The sequence below is a fragment of the Streptacidiphilus cavernicola genome (assembly GCF_042510955.1).
In the GTDB taxonomy this organism is placed as follows: Bacteria; Actinomycetota; Actinomycetes; order Streptomycetales; family Streptomycetaceae; genus Streptacidiphilus; species Streptacidiphilus cavernicola.
The window spans coordinates 122070-144004 of sequence record NZ_JBHFAB010000022.1; the positions used below are offsets into that span (position 1 = coordinate 122070).

Annotated in this window: 24 protein-coding genes and 1 pseudogene; 11 read left to right on the forward strand and 14 right to left on the reverse strand. The window is 71.5% G+C overall.

The window, feature by feature from the left end; all coding sequences use genetic code 11:
* Positions 1 to 96: 96 nt before the first annotated feature.
* The 4 genes and pseudogenes from ACEZDE_RS25785 to ACEZDE_RS25800 form a co-directional block, all read right to left on the reverse strand.
* Positions 97 to 294: a hypothetical protein gene (locus ACEZDE_RS25785; protein WP_380540436.1), complete on the reverse strand. Its 198-nt coding sequence runs from the start codon at positions 292 to 294 to the stop codon at positions 97 to 99.
* An 83-nt stretch (positions 295 to 377) separates the two neighbouring features.
* A pseudogene (locus ACEZDE_RS25790) lies at positions 378 to 599 on the reverse strand (UDP-N-acetylglucosamine--N-acetylmuramyl-(pentapeptide) pyrophosphoryl-undecaprenol N-acetylglucosamine transferase); the annotation flags it as partial.
* Between the two features lie 42 nt (positions 600 to 641).
* On the reverse strand, positions 642 to 1202 hold the full coding sequence (locus ACEZDE_RS25795; protein WP_380540439.1) for a hypothetical protein: 561 nt from the start codon (positions 1200 to 1202) through the stop codon (positions 642 to 644).
* A gap of 1 nt (position 1203) precedes the next feature.
* Entirely contained in the window at positions 1204 to 1560 is a 357-nt protein-coding gene (locus ACEZDE_RS25800) for a PadR family transcriptional regulator (protein WP_380540442.1), read from the reverse strand.
* 183 nt (positions 1561 to 1743) lie between these two features.
* On the opposite strand from ACEZDE_RS25800, the gene ACEZDE_RS25805 reads away from it, so the two are divergent.
* Entirely contained in the window at positions 1744 to 3213 is a 1470-nt protein-coding gene (locus tag ACEZDE_RS25805; RefSeq protein WP_380540445.1) for an AAA family ATPase, read from the forward strand.
* A 482-nt stretch (positions 3214 to 3695) separates the two neighbouring features.
* Here the strand turns inward: ACEZDE_RS25805 and ACEZDE_RS25810 are convergent, their stop codons facing one another.
* From ACEZDE_RS25810 to ACEZDE_RS25820, 3 genes are all read right to left on the reverse strand, one after another.
* Positions 3696 to 4280 (reverse strand): HVO_A0114 family putative DNA-binding protein, encoded by a 585-nt coding sequence (locus tag ACEZDE_RS25810; protein WP_380540448.1) that lies wholly within the window; start codon positions 4278 to 4280, stop codon positions 3696 to 3698.
* 76 nt (positions 4281 to 4356) lie between these two features.
* Positions 4357 to 5667: a sensor histidine kinase gene (locus tag ACEZDE_RS25815; protein ID WP_380540451.1), complete on the reverse strand. Its 1311-nt coding sequence runs from the start codon at positions 5665 to 5667 to the stop codon at positions 4357 to 4359.
* Entirely contained in the window at positions 5664 to 6329 is a 666-nt protein-coding gene (locus ACEZDE_RS25820) for a response regulator transcription factor (protein WP_380540454.1), read from the reverse strand. Before ACEZDE_RS25820 ends, ACEZDE_RS25815 begins: the two co-directional genes overlap by 4 nt.
* 180 nt (positions 6330 to 6509) lie before the next feature.
* On the opposite strand from ACEZDE_RS25820, the gene ACEZDE_RS25825 reads away from it, so the two are divergent.
* The 3 genes from ACEZDE_RS25825 (at position 6510) to ACEZDE_RS25835 (ending at position 10132) form a co-directional block, all read left to right on the forward strand.
* Positions 6510 to 7823, forward strand: a complete 1314-nt coding sequence (locus ACEZDE_RS25825) for an FtsX-like permease family protein (RefSeq protein ID WP_380540457.1) — start codon at positions 6510 to 6512, stop codon at positions 7821 to 7823.
* 104 nt (positions 7824 to 7927) lie between these two features.
* Positions 7928 to 9430 (forward strand): FtsX-like permease family protein, encoded by a 1503-nt coding sequence (locus ACEZDE_RS25830; protein ID WP_380540460.1) that lies wholly within the window; start codon positions 7928 to 7930, stop codon positions 9428 to 9430.
* Between the two features lie 3 nt (positions 9431 to 9433).
* A complete protein-coding gene (locus ACEZDE_RS25835) occupies positions 9434 to 10132 on the forward strand; it encodes an ABC transporter ATP-binding protein (RefSeq protein ID WP_380540463.1) in 699 nt (232 codons plus the stop codon).
* Positions 10133 to 10198: 66 nt separating this feature from the next.
* On the opposite strand, the gene ACEZDE_RS25840 is transcribed toward ACEZDE_RS25835, so the two are convergent.
* The gene (locus ACEZDE_RS25840; RefSeq protein WP_380540466.1) at positions 10199 to 10663 is read right to left on the reverse strand and encodes a MarR family winged helix-turn-helix transcriptional regulator; all 465 of its coding nucleotides are present in this window, start codon (positions 10661 to 10663) and stop codon (positions 10199 to 10201) included.
* Between the two features lie 77 nt (positions 10664 to 10740).
* Here ACEZDE_RS25840 and ACEZDE_RS25845 point away from each other — a divergent pair, with 77 nt between their 5' ends.
* Together ACEZDE_RS25845 and rho are read left to right on the forward strand one after the other, a co-directional pair.
* Positions 10741 to 11709, forward strand: a complete 969-nt coding sequence (locus tag ACEZDE_RS25845) for a quinone oxidoreductase family protein (protein ID WP_380540469.1) — start codon at positions 10741 to 10743, stop codon at positions 11707 to 11709.
* Positions 11710 to 12026: 317 nt separating this feature from the next.
* Positions 12027 to 13199 carry a transcription termination factor Rho gene (gene rho, locus ACEZDE_RS25850; RefSeq protein ID WP_380540471.1) on the forward strand — a complete coding sequence of 391 codons (1173 nt, stop codon included), beginning with the start codon at positions 12027 to 12029 and terminating at the stop codon, positions 13197 to 13199.
* Positions 13200 to 13238: 39 nt separating this feature from the next.
* On the opposite strand, the gene ACEZDE_RS25855 is transcribed toward rho, so the two are convergent.
* Together ACEZDE_RS25855 and ACEZDE_RS25860 are read right to left on the reverse strand one after the other, a co-directional pair.
* Entirely contained in the window at positions 13239 to 13952 is a 714-nt protein-coding gene (locus tag ACEZDE_RS25855; RefSeq protein WP_380540474.1) for a spermidine synthase, read from the reverse strand.
* Positions 13953 to 14075: 123 nt separating this feature from the next.
* Positions 14076 to 15485 carry a S53 family peptidase gene (locus ACEZDE_RS25860; RefSeq protein ID WP_380540477.1) on the reverse strand — a complete coding sequence of 470 codons (1410 nt, stop codon included), beginning with the start codon at positions 15483 to 15485 and terminating at the stop codon, positions 14076 to 14078.
* A gap of 168 nt (positions 15486 to 15653) precedes the next feature.
* Here ACEZDE_RS25860 and ACEZDE_RS25865 point away from each other — a divergent pair, with 168 nt between their 5' ends.
* From ACEZDE_RS25865 to ACEZDE_RS25875, 3 genes are all read left to right on the forward strand, one after another.
* Positions 15654 to 16382 (forward strand): DUF1707 SHOCT-like domain-containing protein, encoded by a 729-nt coding sequence (locus tag ACEZDE_RS25865; protein ID WP_380540480.1) that lies wholly within the window; start codon positions 15654 to 15656, stop codon positions 16380 to 16382.
* 348 nt (positions 16383 to 16730) lie between these two features.
* Positions 16731 to 17471 (forward strand): tyrosine-protein phosphatase, encoded by a 741-nt coding sequence (locus tag ACEZDE_RS25870; protein ID WP_380540483.1) that lies wholly within the window; start codon positions 16731 to 16733, stop codon positions 17469 to 17471.
* A 135-nt stretch (positions 17472 to 17606) separates the two neighbouring features.
* Positions 17607 to 19364, forward strand: a complete 1758-nt coding sequence (locus ACEZDE_RS25875; protein ID WP_380540486.1) for a carbohydrate binding domain-containing protein — start codon at positions 17607 to 17609, stop codon at positions 19362 to 19364.
* A gap of 35 nt (positions 19365 to 19399) precedes the next feature.
* Here the strand turns inward: ACEZDE_RS25875 and ACEZDE_RS25880 are convergent, their stop codons facing one another.
* Complete coding sequence (locus ACEZDE_RS25880) at positions 19400 to 19951, reverse strand: hypothetical protein (protein ID WP_380540489.1); 552 nt, start codon at positions 19949 to 19951, stop codon at positions 19400 to 19402.
* Between the two features lie 145 nt (positions 19952 to 20096).
* Between ACEZDE_RS25880 and ACEZDE_RS25885 the strand changes: the two genes are divergently transcribed.
* Positions 20097 to 20438, forward strand: coding sequence for a chaplin (locus ACEZDE_RS25885; protein WP_380540492.1), 342 nt, complete (start codon positions 20097 to 20099; stop codon positions 20436 to 20438).
* A 60-nt stretch (positions 20439 to 20498) separates the two neighbouring features.
* On the opposite strand, the gene ACEZDE_RS25890 is transcribed toward ACEZDE_RS25885, so the two are convergent.
* From ACEZDE_RS25890 to ACEZDE_RS25900, 3 genes are all read right to left on the reverse strand, one after another.
* Positions 20499 to 20774, reverse strand: a complete 276-nt coding sequence (locus ACEZDE_RS25890) for an isoamylase early set domain-containing protein (protein ID WP_380540495.1) — start codon at positions 20772 to 20774, stop codon at positions 20499 to 20501.
* Between the two features lie 86 nt (positions 20775 to 20860).
* A complete protein-coding gene (locus tag ACEZDE_RS25895; RefSeq protein WP_380540498.1) occupies positions 20861 to 21118 on the reverse strand; it encodes a hypothetical protein in 258 nt (85 codons plus the stop codon).
* 43 nt (positions 21119 to 21161) lie between these two features.
* The gene (locus ACEZDE_RS25900; RefSeq protein ID WP_380540501.1) at positions 21162 to 21371 is read right to left on the reverse strand and encodes a hypothetical protein; all 210 of its coding nucleotides are present in this window, start codon (positions 21369 to 21371) and stop codon (positions 21162 to 21164) included.
* A 224-nt stretch (positions 21372 to 21595) separates the two neighbouring features.
* Between ACEZDE_RS25900 and ACEZDE_RS25905 the strand changes: the two genes are divergently transcribed.
* Positions 21596 to 21817: a chaplin gene (locus ACEZDE_RS25905; RefSeq protein ID WP_380540516.1), complete on the forward strand. Its 222-nt coding sequence runs from the start codon at positions 21596 to 21598 to the stop codon at positions 21815 to 21817.
* Positions 21818 to 21935 lie beyond the last annotated feature (118 nt).

Genomic DNA, 21935 nt, shown 5'->3' on the forward strand with positions numbered 1-21935 from the left:
ATGAGCGGATCGCCCCAGGTCAGCGGCCTGGGGTGATCATTTGCTCCACGAGTGGCAGGACTGCGCCAACCGCCTCCACGACGCGGGACACCAGCTCTACTGCCTGATGTGGCCGTGAGCCGGGTGCGGGTCAGCGGACGCACTGCTTGAGGATCTCGGTCTCCAGGTGATCCCCAGTCCGGGGATCACGACGGTCGCCCCGAAGGCATCGGATCGGATGCTGCGGTACTTCCCGCCCTCGGGCTCGGTGTGTACCACCGTCTCGCAGCTGGCCCGGTCGATCAGCAGGTACACCGGAATGCCCGCCCCGGCGTAGGCCGTCGGCTTCTCGACACGGTCACGGCGGAAGGCGCTGGCAACCTCTCGCCCCAGCCCTGCTACGAGCGGCCTTCGGCCACGACCGACAGCAGCACGTCGGCCAGCAGCTCCGCCGCTTCGGGACGGCCGTGAGCACGGGCCCGTCGCCCCACCTCGTCACGCCGCTCCGGGTCGGCCAGCAGCGGGGCGACCGCCTCCCGCAGCGTCTCGGGGGTCACCTCGCCGAGCAGCGCCACGGCGGCCCCGGCCTGTTGCAGGTGGGCGGCATTGTGGACCTGCTCGTTGCCGGCGGAAAAGGCCCTGACCTACCGTCAAGCGGCCTGTCAGCCCGCCGCCGGCGCCGCCGGGCGCGGGGTGCGCAGGCGGGGCAGGGCGCGCCACAGGCGACCGCAGGCGATCGCCCCGGCGACGAGCAGGACGTAGGTCAGCGGCGTGTACGCCCCGCCGACGTGGGTGGCCTGACCCCGGTGCAGGACGAACGTCAGCGGGCTCTGCAGCCAGGTGACGCCGCCCCAGGTGTAGCTGCCGTCGGCGTGCGTGCCCGTGGCGGTGATGGCCTGCTCGTAGGCGTTGGCCGCCTCGCTCAGGAAGAAGTTGAGGACCAGCGGGGTGGTGAACGCGAAGACCGCGGCGGCCAACCAGGAGTGCCGCGGACCCTCACCGAACTCGGCGTCCCGGTACTGCGCGGCCAACTCCCGGGCGCTGCCGAGGCGGTGCAGCGCCTCAGCAGCGCCGACCTCCGCGGCAGCCGTCAGCAGGTTGGCGCGGACCTCGCGCCGGTGGGCGATCCGGGTGTGCCTCGGCAGGTCGTAGAGGCGCTGGTCGAGCGACCAGACGACCCGCTCGACGCGCAGCCGGTCGTACCAGGAGACAGTGTGCGGCATGTCAGGAGCCCTTCTGCGGTGCGGCGGACAGGGAACGGGACAGGACGGCCTCGACCCCGGCGACGTGCCGGGCCCAGCCGGCGGCACCGGCGGCCAGGGCCTCGTGCCCGGCGCCGGTCAACCGGTAGTACTTGCGCGCCGGACCGCTGGGAGAGGCGACCAGCCGGGAGGCCAGCCGCCCTTCCCGTTCGAGCCGGGCCAGGGCGGGATACACGGTGCCCTCCAGCACGTCGGCGAATCCGGCCCCTTGCAGGCGCTGGACCACCTCGTACCCGTACGACTCCTGCTCTGCCAGCAGGTGCAGCAGCAGGAGCGACAGGACGCCTTTGAGCAGTTGCGGGTCATGGCTGGAGGTCACAGCTACTAGAGTGTTCCTAGTACCTGTCAATGTCAAGTAGCCGCGCCAGCCTTGCCCCGGGGCCGCACCGAGGCGGGTCGGCGACCTGCGTCGCGATTCACTCCCTGGAGCGAAAGACATAGCCAAGGCTATGATAGTTGCTCCTATGATGACTCGATCCGGGCGAACAAAGGGCGATCCCTCATGGCAATGAAGCCGAAGCGGCTGTTCGGCCGCTCCACCGAGTGGGATGAACTGCAGACCTTCATTGCTTCCGGCCAGCCCGGCGCCACCATGGGACTCGTCTACGGTCGTCGGCGGCAGGGCAAGACTCTGATGTTGGAGTTGCTCGCTCGGGAGACCGGAGGGTTTCTCTTCGCAGCCACACAGCAGACCGAAGCCCAGAACCTGACCGACCTCGGTGCCGCTTACGCGGCCTTCCAGGGCTTGCGCCGCCCTATCCCCTTCCGGGACTGGCAGGACGCCTTGGACGAGATCCTGCGCATCGGCGAAGAACGTGAAGTACCGCTCGTCATCGACGAGTTCCCCTACCTCGTGGCTACCACCCCCTCCTTGCCCTCCTATCTGCAGAAGGCGCTGAGCCCACTCAGCCACGCCAAGGAGAGCACCCGCACCCGCCTGATCCTCTGCGGCAGCGCGCTCACGACGATGTCCCAACTCCTCAGCGGCAGCGCACCGTTGCGTGGCCGCGCAAGCATGGAACTCGTGGTGAGGCCGTTCCGCTACCGGGAGGCCGCCGCATTCTGGGGACTCCAGGACGATCCCGAGCTGGCCTTCCGGCTCAACGCCCTCGTCGGCGGCACGCCTGCGTACAAGGAGATGTGCGGCGGTGCTCCGCCCGCCGATCTGGGCGAGTTCGACGAGTGGGTGGAGCGTCGACTGCTCAACCCCGCTTCGGCCATGTTCCGTGAGGGCTGGCTGCTCCTGCGCGAGGAGCCTTCCATCTCCGACCCCACCTCCTACGCGGCGACCTTGACCGCGGTCAGTGCCGGCAACCACCGCCGCTCTGAGATCGCCTCCGCCCTCGGCCGCCCGTCCAGTGCTCTGGCGCACCTCCTGTCAGGCCTGCAGGACATCGGCCTGCTGGAGCAGGTGGACGACGCCCTGCGAGACAAGCGCAGTGTGTTCCGTATCAGTGAGCCGACCGTGCGTCTGCACCAACTCCTCATCCAGCGCCACGAACCGGAGCTCGTCATCGGCCGCGCCCACCAGGTTTGGGCCGACAACGCCGACACCGTCTCGGCCAAGATCTACGGTCCGCATTTCGAGGACCTGGCCCGGCAGTGGTGTCTGCAACACGCCGACACGGACACCCTCGGCGGACACGCCGGCAGCGTGCTCCCCAGCGAGATCGCCTGCCGGGAGCACAAACGGGGCCACGAACTCGACTTGGTGGTCACCGAGTCCAACGCGTTCGGGGCAAACCGCGTCACCGCCGTCGGCGAGGCCAAGGCCACCGGCACGCGCATGGACCTGCACCACCTCGAACGCCTGGAGCACTTGCGCAACCTGCTCCCGGCCGCCCGCGTCACGTCACCACTCAAGCTCCTGCTCTTCTCGCGTGCCGGTTTCGCGCCTGCGCTGCAGACCGCCTCGGACACCCGCCCCGACGTCGAACTCATCGACCTGAACCGCCTCTACAACGGAAGCTGAGACACGAAAGCCAAGTTCGTCCAACGCTGGCTGGTCCCTGGCCCGTGGCCGACTAAACCGGCACCAGCACGCTGACCGTGAGCGTCGGCATCGCCCTCCTGGGCCGGCTCGGGGGCCGGAGGACGTGCCCTACCTCAAGATCCTCGCCCTACTGAGAGCCCTCACCCGCCCCGCGGTGGGAGCCCTCACCGCCCTCGACTGCCCGACAGCAGCCCTCGTCTGGTTAGCCAGCTACACAAGGCACTCTGCCCTGCGCCAGCTGATCGACGCCATCGCCGCACGCAAGGACGACGAGGCACGCAGCTGGTTCATCAGCGCGCCCCTCTCCTCCGGCACCGTGGGATCCACAACCGCCCGCAGAATCGCCGAGGCCGTCCAACTCTCCGACGCTGTCAGCGAGGAGCAGGTCGACCCGCCCGCACGATCACACCCACCCGTTCACGGCGGACCTGCACTGATGCCCGGCCGGGCGGCTTGGGGGCTCAGCCCAGGGCTTCAAGCGCGTCGGCCGCCTCGGCGTCGTCGGCGGTGGGCATCAGGTAGACCTGCACGCGGACCCGGCGGGCGTCGTCGGAGTGCTCGGCGCGCTTGGCGTATGGTGCGGTGAGTTCCTCGAACTGGTCGGTCAGTGTTTGGAGTTCCTCAGGGGTCAGCCACAGCCCCATGTTCAGGACTCCGGCCGCTCGACGCCACTCATCGGGCAGGCGGGGTTCGTCCGCGTCCCACCAATGGGCCGGAACGGCAGCCGCCTCGCGGACCATCTGGGTGGTGATCAGCCGCGCGGCGGCCTGGCTCTCCGTGTCGTCGGGCACATCGATCAGCAGGCCAGTCGAAACCGCCCGCCATGTACCGTCCGACTCTTCGACGACGCCGTACCCGGCGAGCACGTCGAGCCGGGCGCGCAACTCATCGGGCGACGCGCCAAGATCGGCGGCCAGCCGCTCGATGCTCGCGGACCCTTCGCGTTGCAGACGCCTCAGCAACGCATACGACTGCGGCTCGGCGACGGCGCGCAGCGCATCAAGGTCAGTGAGTACCAGGTCGCCGTGGGGGTTCGCTGAGGGCATGCGTGAACTGTAGAAGATCCAGTGGGCTGCCCGGAAGGCTCTGACCCTGGTCGGCCAGAGCCGGCCTGTTGCAGGGTCAGGGCGCTGTCGGGCGGTCGGCGGCGGGGAGTGCGACGTGGACGAGTAGGCCGCCGTCGGGCTGGGGGCGGGCGGTGGCGGTGCCGTGGTGGGCTTGGGCGACGGTTCTGACGATGGCCAGGCCGAGGCCGTGGCCGGAGCGGTCGCTGGAGACCCGGGACTGGGCGCGGTAGAAGGGCTCGAAGAGGCGGTCGACCTGGTCGGCGGCCACCGGGGGGCCGGTGTTGGACACGCTCAGGACGACGTCGTCGTCCTGTCGTCGGACCTCCAGGCGGGCGCTGCCGCCGGGGACGTTGTGGCGGAGGGCGTTGTCGAGCAGGTTGAGCACCAGTTGGTGCAGCAGTGCGGCGTTGCCGCGGACTTCGGTGCGGGTGTGGCGGGTGTGGGTGTTGGTGGCGGCGGTGCCAGGGGCGGTTCCGCCACCGGCGCCCGTGCTGGTGGCGAGTTCGACTCGGATTCCCCGCTCCGCCGCCGCCTCGGCCCGCTCCGACGCCGCGCGGGCGACGAGTGCGCTGATGTCCACCGGGGTCTCGTCGAAGGCGGGGACGCCGTCGGCGTCGGCGAGTTGGAGCAGGGAGCGGACGATGGCGATGTTGCGTTCGTTGGCCTCGGTGAGCATCGGCACCAGCTCGGCCAGTTCCTCCACCGTCGGTTCTGACGAGGCAAGTTGCAGCGCTGCGCGGGTGGTGGTCAGCGGGGTGAGCAGCTCGTGCGAGGCGTTGGCGGCGAAGCGCTGGTGGGCGGCGAAGGACCGTTGCAGCCGAGCGAGCATGGTGTCGAAGGTGTCGGCGAGTTCCTGCAGGTCGTCGGCGGGGCCGTGGGCGTTGATGCGGTGGGTCAGGTCGCCGTCGGCCGCGGAGGCCGCCGCCTGGTTGATCGAGTGGAGCGGGGCCAGCAGCCGCTTGGAGAAGACCCAGCCGAAGGCGAGTCCGAGCAGGGCGACCAGCAGGACGCCGCCGATCGAGATGAGCAGCACCGCCGACCAGACGCCCTGCTTGTCGGTCACGGTCACGGTCACCGCGCGGGTCTTGTCGTACGGGACGTCGGGGGGCAGTGGCGAGACGTCCATGGTCGGCCCGGGCACCGGCCGTTGCGGAACCGTGCCGACCGGGGCGGTCGGAGCGGCCGTGCCGACCGGGGTTCCCGGAGCGGTGGCCGTGCCGACCGGAGCGGCTGGCGCGAAGCGGTAGTCGGGCAGGTAGCGGACGCCGGTGTAGATGACCCCGACCATCAGCACGGCGCAGGCCACCAGCGCGGCGGCGAAGCCTGCGAACAGGCGGGTGTGCAGCCTGACGGTGCGTCGTCTCATGCCGCCGGTCCCAGGTAGTAGCCCGCGGTGATCGCGGTGTGCACCAGCGGCGGATCGCCGAGTTTGCGGCGCAGCCCGAAGACCACCAGTCGGACGGCGTTGTTCCGCGAGTCCGTCCCGGCCTCCCAGGCCTTGTCCAGCAGGTCTTCCGGACTGAGCACACCGCCTTCGGCGCGCATCAGCAGTTCGAGCACGGCCAGTTCCTTCGGGGTGAGGTGCAGCACCGTCCCGGCCCGGGTGACCCGGCGGCGATGGGTGTCCAGGACCAGGTCCGCGACGGTCAGTTCCGGGGCGTGCGCCACCGGGCTGCGCCGGTACAGGGCACGCAGCCGGGCCACGAGTTCGGGGAAGTCGAACGGCTTGGCCAGGTAGTCGTCCGCGCCCAGGGCCAGGCCGTCGACCTTGTCGCCGGGCAGCGCGGCGGCGGTCAGCATCAGCACCCGGCAGCCCAGCCGCCGAGCCACGATCTGCCGGCACACCTCGTCCCCGTGCACGCCGGGAAGGTCGCGGTCCAGGACGACGGCGTCGTAGTCGTAAACCTCCAGGCGGGCCAGCGCCGTGGAGCCGTCGTGCACGACGTCGACCGCGATGCCCTCCTTGCGCAGCCCGATCTGGAGCACCCGGGCCAGGTGCTCCTCGTCCTCCACCACCAGTACGCGCACGATCTGTCGCCATTCTCTGCTGGGCAACCCGCCAGCTTCCCGGTCGGGTCCCTGTCGGCTTCCGGTTGCTCTGACATCTCTACCAGCACCGGGATGTGGATCGTATGTGGATCGCCAGCGGACCGGGCGCCTCGGCTTCGCAAATATGACCGAAATACCGGGCTGGCTAGCGTCGCCACCATGAATCTGTGGAAAAGGGCGTGGTGGCGCCTGACCGCCCATCCCGGCAGGACGGCGACGACGACCGGACTGTTCCTGGTGATCTGCGCCCTCGTGCTCTCCGGCCTGCTGATCCGGTCGGCCGCCGCACGGGCCGGCGACCAGGCGAAGCAGTCGGTGGGCGCGGTGGCCACGCTGCGCCCGACCGCGGGCGGACTGCTGGTCGGCCAGGCCGAGGAGCTGTGCCGCTCCACCGCGGCCGAGGAGTGCGACTACACCGTCGAGGCCCAGGCGTCGCCCACCGCGACCACCGCGCTCCACCAGCCGGTGCCGCCCCCGGGCGGGCCGCAGGGCCGGGCCGCGGAGGTGTTCGCGGCGCACGGCGTACGGGATCTCGGCCTGCAGTCGGCCTTCCGCAACGGCGACGCACGCCTGGTCTCCGGCAAGGGCATCGGCCCGGACAGCCCCAAGGACGCGGTGGTGATCGAGCGGCGGCTCGCCGAGCAGAACCACCTCAAGGTCGGCGACCGGGTCCACCTGGCCTCCCGCCCGGCTCAGGGAACCGGCAGCCGACCGCAGGACCTGGTCTTCACCGTCGGCGGGATCTACGCGGACGACACCCCCGACAGCCGCACCTACCAGCCCGCCGTGATGGAGCCCGCCGACCAGCTCTACCTCACCCCGAGCGGGGCCGCCCGACTGCTGGGCGCCGCCGCGGACGCCGACCCGGCCGCGCAGAGCGCGACGTTCAGGCTCCGCGACCCCGCCGACCTCGCCCGCCTGGAGCACGACGCGCAGGCCGCGGGCGTACGGACGGGGGCCGAGGCTGGAACCGGGGCCGGACAGACCGGGACGGGGCAGCCGGCAGCCGGGCAGTTCATCCTCAACGACAAGGCCTACCAGGAGCTGGTCGGTCCGATCGACAGGACCGCGGGGACGGCCGTGCTGACGGTCTGGCTGGTGGCCCTGGCCGGGACCGCGATCCTCGCGTTGACCACCGCCTCCGCACTGCGCGAACGCCGCGGCGAGCTGGGCGTGCTGCTCTCCCTCGGCGAGGGCAAGCCCCGACTGCTGGGCCAGCAACTGGTCGAGACCGGCGCGTGCGCGCTGCTCGGCATCGCGCTGGCCGCGCTGTGCAGCCCGTTGCTGGCACAGGCCGCGAGCCGCCAACTGCTCTCCGGCGCGGCGGCACCGCGGCTGCGGGTGCACCTCGCGGCGGCGGACCTGGCCCAGGTCGGCGCCGTCGGGCTGGGCATCGCCGCCCTGGCCACCGTCCTCCCCGGCCTGGCCGCGCTGCGGCTGACCCCGCGCGACATCCTCGCCCACGACGAGTGACACCGACGTCCCTCCCTGCTGCCCCCGACGACAACTGCCCACAGCTGACGGCGACTCACGCCAACCGACCGCAGAAGACGACACAGAGACGAGACGAGAATCCGATGAACCTGTTCAAACGGGCCTGGTGGCAGCTGACCAGCCAACCGGGCCGGACGGCACTCATGGTCGGCGTCTTCGCGGTGGTCTGCACCCTGGTCCTGTCCGGCTTCCTGATCAGGTCCGCCGCCGCGCGGGCCGCGGACCGGGCCAAGGCCGGGGTCGGCGCCACCGCGGACCTGAAGCTGGACTTCAACGCGCTGCTCGCGGCGCAGGGGGCCCCGCAGCAGAGCGGGGCGGTCCCGGCCGGCGTCATGGCCGCCTCGCGGCTGCCGCTCGCCAAGCTCGACCGGTTGTGCGCGTCGGCGGCGGTGGTCCGGTGCAACTACACCGTCGACGGCCTGGCTGCCCCCGCCCCCGCCTCCCCCGCTGCTTCCGCCTCTGCCTCTGCCTCCGCTGATGGCTCCGGGGCCGCCAAGCTCTACCAACCGGTGCCCCCGCCGGTCGGCACCGACACCACCATGACCGACTGGTTCAGCGTCCAGGGAATCCGCGACCAGGCCGGGGTGCCCGACTTCCACAACGGCGACTCGAAGATCATCAGCGGCTCCGGGATCACCCCGACCAGCCCGGCGGACATGGTCGTCATCGAGCAGCGGCTCGCCCGCGCCGACCACCTCAAGGTCGGCGACAAGCTGCACCTGCGGGTCGGTCAACTGCCCAGCCAGGGCGGACCGCCGGTGAGCAAGCAGGACTTCGTCCTCACCGTCGGCGGCATCTACCAGAACAGCGCCGCCGACCCCGGGCAGTACCAGCCCGCCGACTCCCTCGCCGCCAACCTGCTCTATCTGACGCCGCTCGCCGCCACCGGGGTGACCGGCATGGACGCCTCCCAGGGCGCGACCACCGACAAGGCCGACTTCACCCTGCACGGCCCGGACGACCTGGCCCGACTGGTCAAGGACGAGAAGGCCGCCGGGATCGACCCGACGATCTGGCCGATCTCCGTCAACGACCAGCAGTACCGGCAGTTGGTCGGCCCGATCGACAAGACCGCCCGGTTCGCGACCGTCACCCTCTGGCTGGTCGCGGTGGCCGGAGCCGCCGTCCTCGCCCTGATCACCGCCGCCGCCATGCGCGGGCGCCGCAAGGAGCTCGGCATCCTGATGTCGCTGGGCGAGCGGAAGCCCCGGCTCGTCGGCCAGCAGCTGGCGGAGACCGTGGTCTGCGGGCTGGTCGCCGTCGGCATCGCCACCGCCTGCGCGTCCTTCGTCTCCCAGGCGGTCGGCGACCACCTCCTGGCCGGGGACGTCGCCGACGCCCGGAGCGCCGCGGCCCAGCAGCAGGCCCAGCCCGACCCCAGCGACCCCACCGGCGGCGCCAACGGACCGTCCAGCGGCGGGACTCCGCAGGTCCAGCCGATCGACCGGCTGCGGATCGGCCTCGGCGCGGGCGACCTGGCCGGGGTCGGCGCGACCGGCCTGGCCATCGCGGTGCTGGCCACCGTCCTCCCCGGCGTCCGCACCCTGCGGCTGACCCCCCGTGACATCCTCTCGAAGGGCAACTGACCGATGACCACCGCGACCACCACCGCACCGCAGGCCCCGCTCCTGCAGCTCACCGGCCTCACCCACACCTACCGCGTCGGCAGCAAGAAGCGGACCGTGCTCAAGGGCATCGACTACGCCTTCGAAGCAGGACGGATGTACGCCGTCGTCGGCCCCTCCGGCTGCGGCAAGACCACGCTGCTGTCCATGGCCAGCGGCCTGGACGTGCCCACCTCCGGCACGGTCCGCTTCAAGGGCGAGGACATCGCCGCGATCGGGCAGACCCGCTACCGCAACCGGCACGTCGCCACCGTCTTCCAGTCCCTGAACCTGCTCACCTACATGACGGCGGTTCAGAACATCACCTCGGCCATGGAGATCACCGGAGTCAAGGGCGTCGACCGCAGGAAGCGGGCCACCGAGCTGCTCGACCTGCTCGGCGTCGACCGCGAGGACCAGAACCGCCGCACCCTCCGGCTCTCCGGCGGCCAGCAGCAGCGCGTGGCCATCGCCCGCGCACTGGCCTGCGAGGTCGACGTCCTCTTCGCCGACGAGCCGACCGGCGCGCTGGACCACGACACCGCCCAGGGCATCGTCGGCGTCTTCCAGCGACTCGCCCACCAGGACGGCAAGTGCGTCGTCGTGGTGACCCACTCCCGCGAGGTCGCCGCCGGCTGCGACGAGGTCCTCGAACTCAAACGCGGACGCCTCCTGCGCGGCTGAACGGGGCGGCGGCCCGAGCCGGTCGGGTTCGTCTCGACCGGTCAGGTTCCGTCGGGGGACGGCAGGTCAGGGCTCAATCGTGCTGTGGCCGGTGACGAGCAGGGTCGCCAGCAGCGAGAGCTGGCTGCGCTGCTGGTCGCTGAGGTCGGCGGTGAGGGCGTGGGTCCTGCGGGCGGCGTCGGCGGTGATCGTGCGGCCCAGCGCGCGGCCCTCCTCGGTCAGCGACACCCGGACCGCGCGCCCGTCGTGGGGCGAGGCGGCGCGGCGGACCAGGCCGCGGCGTTCGGCCCGGTCGACCAGCCCGGTCATGCTGGACTTGTCCAGCCCCAGATGCCGGGCGAGTTCCTGCATCCCAGGCTCGCGGTCCCGCAGCACGCCGAGCAGGCGGAGCTGGATCACCGACAGCCCGTGCTCGGTGGCGACCTGCCCCAGCACCCCCTGCACCAGGAACGACAGCTGAACCAAGCTGTCCACGATCCCCAGGTCCCGCACCGCTTCCGCGGGCGCGCCGTCCACGCCGTCGTTGTCCATGCGCCCAGCCTACTTGACTTAGTACGTGGAACAAATTAACTTGGTTTGTGTCACGTACTAAACCTGAAGGAGTCGCCATGTACGCCGCCGTCGTCCGCTCGTTCGACCGCCCGCCCCGCTACGAGGAGTTCGCCGCGCCCGAGCCGACCGGGCGCCAGGTCCTGGTGGACGTGCTCGCCGCCGGACTGCACCCCCGGGTCCGCTCCGGCGCCAACGGCACCCACTACACCAGCGACGGAAGCCTGCCGCTGATCCCCGGCGTCGACGGCGTGGGACGGCTGCCCGACGGGCGGCGCGCCTACTTCGTGGCCGACGACGACGGGCCCGGCACCATGGCCGAGCAGACCCTGCTCGACCCGCGCCGCGCGGTCCCGCTGCCGGACGACGCCGACCCGGTGGTGATCGCCGCCGCGATGAACCCGGCCATGTCCTCCTGGGTCGCGCTGCGCCGCCGGATCTCGTTCCAGCCCGGACAGAGCGTGCTGGTGCTCGGCGCGACCGGCAACGCCGGGCAGATGGCGGTGCAGATCGCCCGTCACCTCGGCGCGGCCGGGATCGTCGCCGCCGGACGCGACCAGCAGCGGCTTGAGCTGCTCACCGGCCTCGGCGCCACCCGCACGGTCTCCCTGGCCGGCGACCCGGCCGAGGCCGCCGACCGGCTCGGCAAGGCCGCCGCGGACGTCGACGTGGTGATCGACTACACCTGGGGCGCCGTCACCGAGCGGGCCATCCCCGCCCTGCTCACCCAACGCGCCGAGCGCAGCGCGGCGCTGGACTGGATCCAGATCGGCTCCATGGCCGGACCGGACATCACCCTGCCCTCCTTCGTGCTCCGCGCCGCCAATCTGCGGATCATGGGCAGCGGGCAGGGCTCGCTCACCGCGGCCGGGATCGTCGCCGAACTGCCTTCCCTGATCGATCAGTTCACCGCGGGTACGCTCACCGCCGCGGCCCTGCCGGTGCCGCTGGCCGAGGTCGAACGGGCCTGGACCGCGCCCATCGAGACCGGACGGCGCATCGTGTTCACCCCCTCCGCCTCCGCCTGATCGGCCTGCCTGGTTCCACCAGGCTCTGCGGGGTGCTATAGTGGCCCCAGCATGTGAGTGTGCCGGATCTCGGTACCCGTGTGACTCTGTGATCTCGCTTTTTCGACGCCCCTGACGCGGCCCGTCCCTTCTGTGACCGGCGACCAGGCGCAGTCCTCCTTTCAGATACAGGCAGTGGCCACATCCGTCGGCGTTTCGTCGGCGTGCCCGCCCACCGTGCCGTTTCGCACGACCATCGCGCCGTTCGCAAGACCACCTTGGCGTTCACAGACCGCGCTGCCGCATGCCCACCATCCGTGCCCGCAGAAGGAATGCGCATGACTACCACCACCACACCTGCCATCGAACCCACCACCGCAACCGCAACCCGAATCCCACCCGCCTCCGAACCGCCGGACACCACCGGGGTCTTCGACCTCGCCGGCGGCAACGGCATCCTCCGCACCGGCGGCTACCTGCCCGGACCCGGCGACCGCCGGATCACCCCGCAGCAGGTCCGCCGGTACGGCCTGCGCCGCGGCGACCTGGTCGAACTGGCCGGGGACCGGATCCAGCGGATCAACGGCCTGCCGCCCGGCGACCCCGGGCTCGCCAAACGCCCGCACTTCGCCGACCTCACCCCGGTCCACCCGCGCGAGCGGCTGCGGCTGGAGACCGAACCGGGCCGGCTCACCACCCGGATGATCGACCTGCTCGCCCCCGTCGGCAAGGGCCAGCGCGGGCTGATCGTCGCCCCGCCGAAGACCGGCAAGACCATGATCCTGCAGGCCATCGCCGACGCCGTGGCCCGCAACCACCCCGAGTGCCATCTGATGGTGCTGCTCCTGGACGAGCGCCCCGAGGAGGTCACCGACATGCGCCGCTCGGTCCGCGGCGAGGTGCTGTCGTCGACGTTCGACCGCCCCGCCAAGGACCACACCGCGCTCGCCGCGCTCGCCGTCGAACGCGCCAAGCGCCTGGTCGAGGCCGGGCAGGACGTCGTCCTGCTGCTCGACTCGCTCACCCGGCTCTGCCGCGCCCACAACAACGCGGCCACCGCCGGGAGCGGCCGTACCCTGAGCGGCGGCGTGGACGCGGGCGCGCTGCTCGCGCCCAAGCAACTCTTCGGCGCGGCACGGAACATCGAGCAGGGCGGCTCGCTGACCATCATCGCCACCGCGCTGGTGGAGACCGGCTCCCGGGCCGACGACTACTACTTCGAGGAGCTGAAGAGCACCGGCAACATGGAGCTGCGGCTGGACCGCACGCTCGCGGCCAACCGGGTCTTCCCCGCCATCAGCCCCGCCCCGACCGGCACCCGCCGCGAGGAGATCCTGACCTCCCCGGACGAGCTGGACGCGGTACGGCGGCTGCGCCGGGCGCTGCAGACGCAGTCGCCACAGCAGGCGGTCGAACTGATGCTGGACCGGATGAAGCACACCGCCGGGAACACCGAGTTCCTCCGGCAGATCACCCGCACCACCCCGGAGCCGGGCCGCGCAGCGGCGTGACGCCATAACGGCGTCGCCGGGCCTGGGCGAGCCGTAGCGCTAGCGTCGGGCGAGGTAGACGGTGTTGGTCGCCTCGCGCTGCTGCAGCGGATTGTCGAAGGCGACGACCTCGGCCCGTGCCTCGGCGAAGCAGGCGGCGAGTACCTCCATGAACTCCTGATCCGGCGGATCGTTTGACCAGAGCGCGAACACCCCGCCCGGATAGAGCCGTTCGGCGACCCGGCGGAGCCCCGCGGGCTCGTAGAGGTCGGCGTTGCCGGGATGCAGCAGATGCCGCGGCGAATGGTCGATGTCGACCACGACCGCGTGGAACCGGCGGTCCGGCAGCTCCGGGTCCAGGCCCGTGGGCGAGCGGAGCAGTGCGAAGAAGTCGCCGTGGACCAGCCTGCAGCGCGGGTCGGCGGCCAGTCCGGAGGGGAGCAGTTCGCGTTGATGCCACTCGATCACCTCACTGAGCGCGTCCAGCACGACCAGGGAGCGCACGTTCGCACTCTCCAGCACGGCCTGCGCGGTACAGCCGAGACCGAGCCCACCGACAACCACGTCCAGCGTCCCCTCTCCCGGCGGCAGCTCGGCGAGGGCCAGCCGACCGAGCTCCTCCTCGGCGACGGTGAACAGACTGGACATCAGGTACTCGTCGTTGAGCTTGATCTCATAGACGTCCCTGCCGACCCCGGGATACCACCGGCGCCGCAGCACCAGCTCCCCCAACGACGTCTGCCGCCAGTCGAGCTCCTGAAAACGTGCACTCACGTGGTCTTCCTCATCTCTGCCACCCCCAGCTTGCCCTATCCGCACCAGAGGTCCGCGACAACGGCGGGAGCGGGGACGCCATAACGGCGTCCCTGCTCCCGGGGGCTGGCTGCTGACGAGGGGTCAGCCGGTGAAGGCCAGGGCGTGGACGAAGGCGTTGCCGTCGATCGTGCCGAGGCCGGAGGCCAGGTCGTAGCCCTTGCCGGCGGTGTAGCCGGTGACTCCGCCGTAGGAGTTGTCGCCGGTGGTCACGTCCACCTCGCCGCTGAGCCGGGACGGCAGGTAGGACAGGCCGTACAGGGCCGGGTTGATCAGGCCGAGGCGGTGCCCGGCCAGCTGGTCGGCCAGCGCGACGATGCCGGAGAAGATCGGCGTGGCCTCACTGGTGCCGCCGACCAGGCCCCAGCCGACGTGCGCCGGGTCGTAGGACTGGTACGTCCAGGCCGCGCCGTCGACCGCCGCGCTCATGCTGATGTCGGGGGTGCCGCGGTGGGCGCCGACCACCTTGCGGACGCCGTTCTGGTACCACGGGCGGGAGAAGACGCCGGAGACGCCGCCGCCGCCCGCGCCGTAGCCGTCGTTCCAGACGGTGTCCGGCGACAGCCGGTTGCCCTGCTGGTCGAGGTTCAGCTCGGTGCCGCCGACGGAGGTGACCAGCGGGTCCGACGAGGGCCAGGAGTCGACCCGCTGGTCGTACAGGTCGACTCCGTTGGCCTGGGCGTCGGTCGCGCCGTTGTCGCCGGAGGCGGCCAGCACGGTGACGCCGTGGGCGTAGGCGTCCTTGAAGGCGTAGCGCAGGTTGGTGAGGGAGGAGGTGTTCCCCTGGTCGAAGCCGGGGAAGGTGTTCTCGGTCGCGCCGAAGCTCTGCGAGATGACGTCGCCGACGCCCTTGTTGATCAGGCTCTGCTCGGCGTTCATCATCTCCGGCAGGCCTGTGGTGCCCTCGGTCTCCGAGACCGGGGTCTCCACCAGGACGATCTTCGCGCCGGGGGCGATCGAGTGGGCGTACTCCACGTCGAGGGTGGTCTCACCGGCCCAGCCGGTCATGTCGCTGTTGCTGGGGTCGAACGGCGGCACATTGCCGTACTTGACCACGTCGACCTTGGTGTCCGGCAGACCCCACTGCTTGTCGAAGACCTGGAGGTCGTTTTGGATGGTCGGCGAACCGTAGGAGTCCACGATCACGATGGTGCGTCCGCGCCCGGTGATCCCGCGCGAGTAGAGCGGCGAGAGGTTGTAGGCCGTCCGGTACTGCAGTGGCGAGTAGCAGTGGATCGCGTACGTGGCGACGCACTGCGCGGTGGTGATCGGCGCCGTCAGCACCCGGGCCATCCGCGGACCGGCCACGGCGGGCCGTACGTCGGCGCGGACGGCGGACCGCCCGGCGCTGCTCCCGGTGGCGACGGCAGCGCCGCCCGGGGCCGCGGCGGAGGCGAGGACCAGGGCGGTGGCCCCCGCCGTCAGCGCCGCGACGGCGGTACGGGCGGTGCGGGCGGTACGCCGTGCTCCCGGGGTGGTGGGAATGCGTGACATGGGACTCCTAGCGTGTGGAGGACCCGTCCTCGACGGTTTGTCACACCCATGACACTCGGAATGGCGGGTCCACGTCAGCGGAAATGCCGAATCGTGACCTTCCACCACGCGCCGGGGTGGCATTGCCGCCCCTCGCACGCCCCCGACGAAGCGGGTACGATACGCGATATGTCGCGAGAAGAGTCGGGCCCAACCCCGGAGCCGATCGACCCCACCTCCCCGAGCACCACTGCCGCGCACACCCCCCGCACGCCGGACGCGCCGGACGCGCCGGACGCGCTCCGCGCCTCGCACGAGGACCGCGACGCGGTGGTGGAGCAGCTGCGCGTCGCCGCGGGCGACGGTCGGCTGACCGCAGAGGAGCTGGACGACCGGCTCGGCACCGCGCTCACCGCCCGCACCTACGGCGAACTGGCGGTCCTGGTCCGGGATCTGCCCGCCGCCACCGGCCCGTCCGGCTCGGCCGCGCTGATGCGCCCCGGCGCGCCCGGCTCGGGGCCCGCGCCCGAGGTGGTCCGGATGCAGGCCCGGCACAGCCGGGTGCAGAAGACCGGCCCGTGGCTGGTGCCGCCGCGGATGGAGGTGGAGGCCAGGAGCGCCAACGCGCTGGTCGACCTCACCGCCGCGGTGGTCCGGCAACCGGTGCTCGACCTCCAGGTCTCCCTGCACAGCTCCCACCTGCGGCTGGTGGTCCCGGCCGGGGTGCTGGTCGAGGTCGACGACCTGGAGGTGCGCAGCAGCGAGGTCAAGCAGCGGGCCGAGCACCAGCCGGGTACGCCGGTGACCCTGCTGGTGCGGGTCTCCGGGCTGGCCAAGAGCAGCAGGATCGAGGTCCGCCGCCCGCACGAGGGCTTCTGGGCCCGCAGGCTCCGCCGCCGCAAGGCCCTGACCGCATAGCCGGGGCCGCCCCCGGGCCCGGACCGCATAGCCGGGGCCGTTCCCGGGCCCGGACCGCGACTGGGGCCCGACTGGACCCCGATGCCGATGCCTCCAAGCACCGAGAGTCAGGCCTCCGGCCCCGACCCGGCCCCCGGCCCTGGCCCTGAACCCGGCCCCGACCCGGCCACCGACCCGGCCCGGCCCCCGACCCCGACCCTGGTCCTGACCCCGGCCCCGGCCCGGCGAACGCGTAGCCCGGCCCCGACCGCCAGCCCCGACCAACCCCCCGACCTCCGGCCAGCCCCTCGCCCCCGCCCCCGGACCCCCGACCCAGGCCACGCCGACGCCCCGCCTAGGGTGGTCGGGGTGACGCAACGACACCTCCCCTTCGACCGGCTGCACAACTTCCGGGACCTCGGCGGCTACCGCGCCGCCGACGGCCGGACCGTCCGCTGGGGGCGGCTGTACCGGTCCGACTCGCTCGGCAAGCTGCGCGACGCCCCCGAGGACCGGGCCCGTTTCCTCGCGCTCGGCGTGCGTACCGTGATCGACCTGCGCTACCCCTGGGAGATCGAGCGCGGCGGCCGGGTCCCGGAGCAGGACGGCCTCGCCTTCCACAACCTCAGCATCGAGCACCGGCCCTACGACCAGGCCGCGATCGACCCGGACGTCGACCCCTGGCGCTTCCTCGCCGACCGCTACACCGAGGTGGCCGAGGACGGTGCGGTGGAGATCCGCCAGGCGCTCGAACTGATCGCCGCCGCGGACGACGCCCCACTGGTGTTCCACTGCGCCTCCGGCAAGGACCGGACCGGGATGATCGCCGCCCTGGTGCTGATCCTGCTCGGAGTCAGCGAGCAGGACGCAGCGGCCGACTACGCGCTCACCGAGCTGGCCAGGGACCGGCTGCTGGCCGACTTCCACGCGGCGCACCCGGAGCGCGAGCAGGTCTGGCCGTCCTTCGGCCGGGCCCCGGCCACCGCGATGGAGCTGTTCCTGGCCGATCTCGCCGCCGCGCACGGCTCGGTCCACGGCTACGTCGTCGACCGGCTCGGCCTGGACCCGGCCGCGCTGACCGCGCTCCGGAAGAACCTGCTCGCCGACTGACCCGGCGTCGAATCCTGTGGGAAGCGGGCTCGGACAATAACTGGAAAGAGTGTTGACAATTAATTGGTCTAGTCCAAAGATTGTCGATGTCCTACCAGAGGTCTCTACCAGTAACACCCCCACAGGAGAGCCCAGATGAGACGAAACACCCCCTTCCGTGCCCTGGTCGCCGGTCTGGCCACTGCCGCTGCCGCGGCCGGTGCCCTGGTCGGGACCGCGGGAGCCGCGCATGCGGCGGCAACCCCACTGCCGGCCCATGTCTCCGCCCCGTACTTCGAGGCCTACAACGGCGACAGCCTCTCCGGGCTGGCCAGCGCCTCCGGCAACAAGTACCTGTCGATGGCCTTCATCCAGACCGCCAGCAAGGGTTCCTGCACCCCGCTCTGGAACGGCGACACCAGCCTGCCGATCGCCTCGGCCAACTTCGGCAGCGACATCAGCAGCATCCAGGCGGGCGGTGGCGACGTCATCCCCTCCTTCGGCGGCTACACCGCCGACGACACCGGCACCGAGATCGCCGACAGCTGCACCAACGTCAACTCCATCGCCGCGGCGTACGAGAGCGTCATCACCACCTACAACGTCACCCGGATCGACCTCGACACCGAGGACAACTCGCTGACCAACAGCGCCGGGATCGACCGCCGCAACCAGGCGATAGCCCTGGTCGACTCCTGGGCCGCCGCCAACGGGCGGACCGTGCAGTTCTCCTACACCCTGCCGACCACCACCAGCGGGCTGGCCTCCAGCGGGCTCGCGGTGCTCAAGAGCGCGGTGAAGTACAACGCCCGGGTCGACGTCGCCAACATCATGACGTTCGACTACTACGACGGCGCCACCCACGAGATGGGCAACGACGCCGAGAGCGCCGCCACCGGCCTCTACAACCAGCTCGCCACGCTCTACCCGAGCAAGACCGCCGCGCAGCTCTGGGGCATGATCGGGATCACCCTGATGCCCGGCGTCGACGACTACGGCACCGCCGAGACCACCACCGTCGCGGACGCCAAGAACGTCGAGGCCTGGGCCGCGGGCAAGGGCCTCGCCAGCCTCTCCTTCTGGGCCCTGCAGCGCGACAACGGTGGCTGCGCCAACGGCACCGCCGGTTCCGACAGTTGCTCCGGGATCGCCCAGGGCACCTGGGACTTCAGCCACGCGCTGGAGGCCTTCAACGGCGGGACCACCGTCCCGAGCAATGACTTCTCGGTCGGCGTCGCCCCGGGCTCCGGCTCGATCGCTCCCGGCGGCTCCACCACCGCGAGCGTCAGCACCGCGGTGACCTCCGGCTCGGCGCAGTCGGTCGCGCTCAGCGTCAGCGGCGCCCCGGCCGGCGTGACCGCCTCGGTCAGCCCGGCCTCGGTCACCGCGGGCGGCAGCGCCACCCTCACCGTCACCGCGGCGAGCACCGCCGCAGCCGGGACCTACCCGATCACGGTCAAGGGCACCGCCGCCTCCGGCAGCCACACCGCGACCTACTCGCTCACCGTCACCGGCACGGGTGGCGGCGGCTCGGGCTCGCTGGTCAACGGCACCTTCGAGACCGGCAGCCTCAGCCCGTGGACCTGCCAGCCCGGCGGCGCCGTGGTCAGCACTCCGGTGCACTCCGGCTCGCACGCCCTGCTGGTCGCGCCGACCTCCTCGCAGACCGGCGAGTGCGACCAGACCCTCACCCTGAGCCCCAACCACAGCTACACCCTCAGCGGCTGGGTCCAGGGCAACTACTCCTACCTCGGCGTCAGCGGCGGGGCCTCGGCCAGCACCTGGACCAGCGGCAGCGGCTGGACCAAGCTGACCGTCCCGTTCACCACCGGCGCCAACGGCACCGTCACCGTGTACATCCACGGCTGGTACGCCCAGGGCAACGTCTACGCGGACGACCTGACGGTCAGCTAGTCAGCGCCCCAACCCAGCGGCCCTGACCAGCGGCCCTAGGCCGCGCGGACCGGGAGGTCGAGGTGCACCAGGCCGGCGATGCCGAACACCAGCATCACCGGCTCGGTGCCCCCGACCTTCCGGCTCGGGTCGGCCGGCAGCTGGACCGACGGCTCCTTGCTGCCGGACGGCGCCCCGAAGCCGACGCTGCTGCCGGAGCCGAGCAGTACTCCCGCCGTGGTCAGCGACCCGGACAGGGCGGCGCCCCCCTTGAGGACCGCCTGGCCGCCCCCGGCCAGCGACACCAGCGCCAGGTGCTCGGTGGCCGGCCCCTGGTTGTTCACGGTCAGCCGCAGGTAGGCCGCACCGGACGGGTCCACCAGCACCGAGGCGTCACTGATCCGCAGGTCCACATTGCGGGCCTTCATGCTGAGGGTGACCCCGTCGGCGCTGGTGCTCAGCGTGGTCCGGGAGACACCGGGCAGGGTCCGCTGCACGCCCGCGTCACTGCCCGCCGAGCAGCCCGAGGCCAGCAGCGGGAGCGCGGCGGCGAGCAGGACCGCCGCCGCGGCGCGGAGGAAACGGGGGGAGGCGCCTCGGTATCGCATGGCGCCATTATCGTCCTGCCCCCGGCCGCGCCGGTGACCGCCCCCGGCCCTGCGCCATCCGCATGACCCCGCCGTGTCGCAGCCGGGGCTCCTGCGGGGGTTCGCCAAGGATGACTCGTAGGACAACCCTACGAAGGAGATCCAAATGCGTTCCCTCACCAAGGCCGGGCTGCTTTTCGGCGGTGCCGCCGCCCTTCTCGTCGCCGGCGCCGGAGCAGCCAGCGCGGACAGCAATGCCTACGGCGCCGCCTTTGACTCGCCGGGCGTTCTCTCCGGCAATGTGGTCCAGATTCCGGTGGACGTCCCCGTCAATGTCTGCGGAAACTCGGTCAATGTGGTCGGCCTGCTCAACCCGGCCTTCGGCAACCACTGCAGCAACGGCGGCGGCGAGCAGCAGAGCGCGTTCCACCACGGTTTCCACGTCTCCGACTGGCACCACGTCGCGGTGGAGCACTTCTGGCACGGCCACGACGGTTCGCACTGCTGACCCTGGTATTCCGAACGGGCCCCCCGCTGTTGCGCGAGGGGCCCGTTTCCGCTGTTCCGGTCAGGTGAAGAGGACGCCGTTGGCGCCGTCGTGGGCGTCGACGTGCTCGTCGTCGAACCAGTAGTCGCCGTGGGCCAGGTAGCGGAAGGCGACCTTGTCCTTGACCGGCAGGGTGACGGTGACCGCGCGGCTGCCGTCGGGGCGCTCGATCAGCGTGTGCGTCCCTGGCTGCCAGTCGTTGAAGTCCCCCACCACGCTCACCGGACCGCAGGGGTGCTCGGCCGGCAGAACGAAGGTGACCAGGGTCGTCGATTTACGCTGCTTTCGCTCCAGCATTGCCTGCTGCTCCAGGATTCAGGGGCCGACCGGGAAACATCCCCAGCATAAGTACCCCTGACGCCCGATCAATTGTGCCGCGCCGCTCAGCCGACCAGGTCATTCACTCCGGCGATGGCGTCCGAACCGCCCTGGATCGTCTTCTGGACGTCCTGGACCTTCTCCCCCACCTTTCCGCCGATGGCGCCCTGCACCACCGGAAGTGCATTCCTGGTGGCCATTCCGGCGGTTTTCGCGGCACCGGTGACCGAATTGCTGAGTTCCTGGGCCTGTGCGGCCGGTGCGGCGACGGCGACGAGTGCGGAACCGGCCGCGGCAAGGGTGACGAGTCGAATGAGCTTCATGGTCCGGATAACGCGCGGGAGGCGGAGAGGGTACGGCCGCGGGCTACCGCCAGCGCGGCCTGACCACCAGTTCGACCCATTCCCGGTCGCGCTGCCCCGGCAGCATCCGCCCGCGCTGCCGCCACTCGCCGACCAGTTGGCTGTAGACCGGCTCGTCGGGTCCCGGCGCATGGCGCCGGCCCCGGTCGGAGACCTCGGCGGCGGCCGGGAACAGCTCGGCGGGGCTGATGCGGGACCAGCGGGCTTCGGGCATACGAGGACCAACGAGGCCGGGCGCGGGCGGGTCACGGCGCCGCCGCGAAGATCCCACGTCCGGCCGTCCCCCCGAATGGCCCACCCGGTAACGCGTTTGAGTGACGCTCACCCGGCGGGCGTTGCCCGGTGCCCGGCAACGCGTTTGGCAGTCCGTCGTCCCGACGTCGGGCGGCGTGAACCGCATTTCTACCAAGGAGCACCGTCTTGAACAGCAAGCGCAGCATGTTCGTCGCCGCCGCCGCAGTCGGTCTGATCGCGGCCGGCGCGGGTGCCGCCTCCGCCAGCAGCGACGCCGCGGGCGGCGCGTTCAACTCCCCCGGCGTGCTGTCCGGCAACGCCGTCCAGGTCCCGGTGCACGTCCCGGTCAACGTCTGCGGCGACACGGTCAACGTGATCGGCGCGCTGAACCCGGCGTTCGGCAACCACTGCGAGAACTGGGGCTGAATCCCCACGCAGTCCTGACAGTGGGGCCCCGGCTCAGGCCGGGGCCCCACTGTCGTGAGCAGGCAAGCAGCACAGCACGCACAAGGAACGGGCGGTCGTTCACCTGAGGTGAACGACC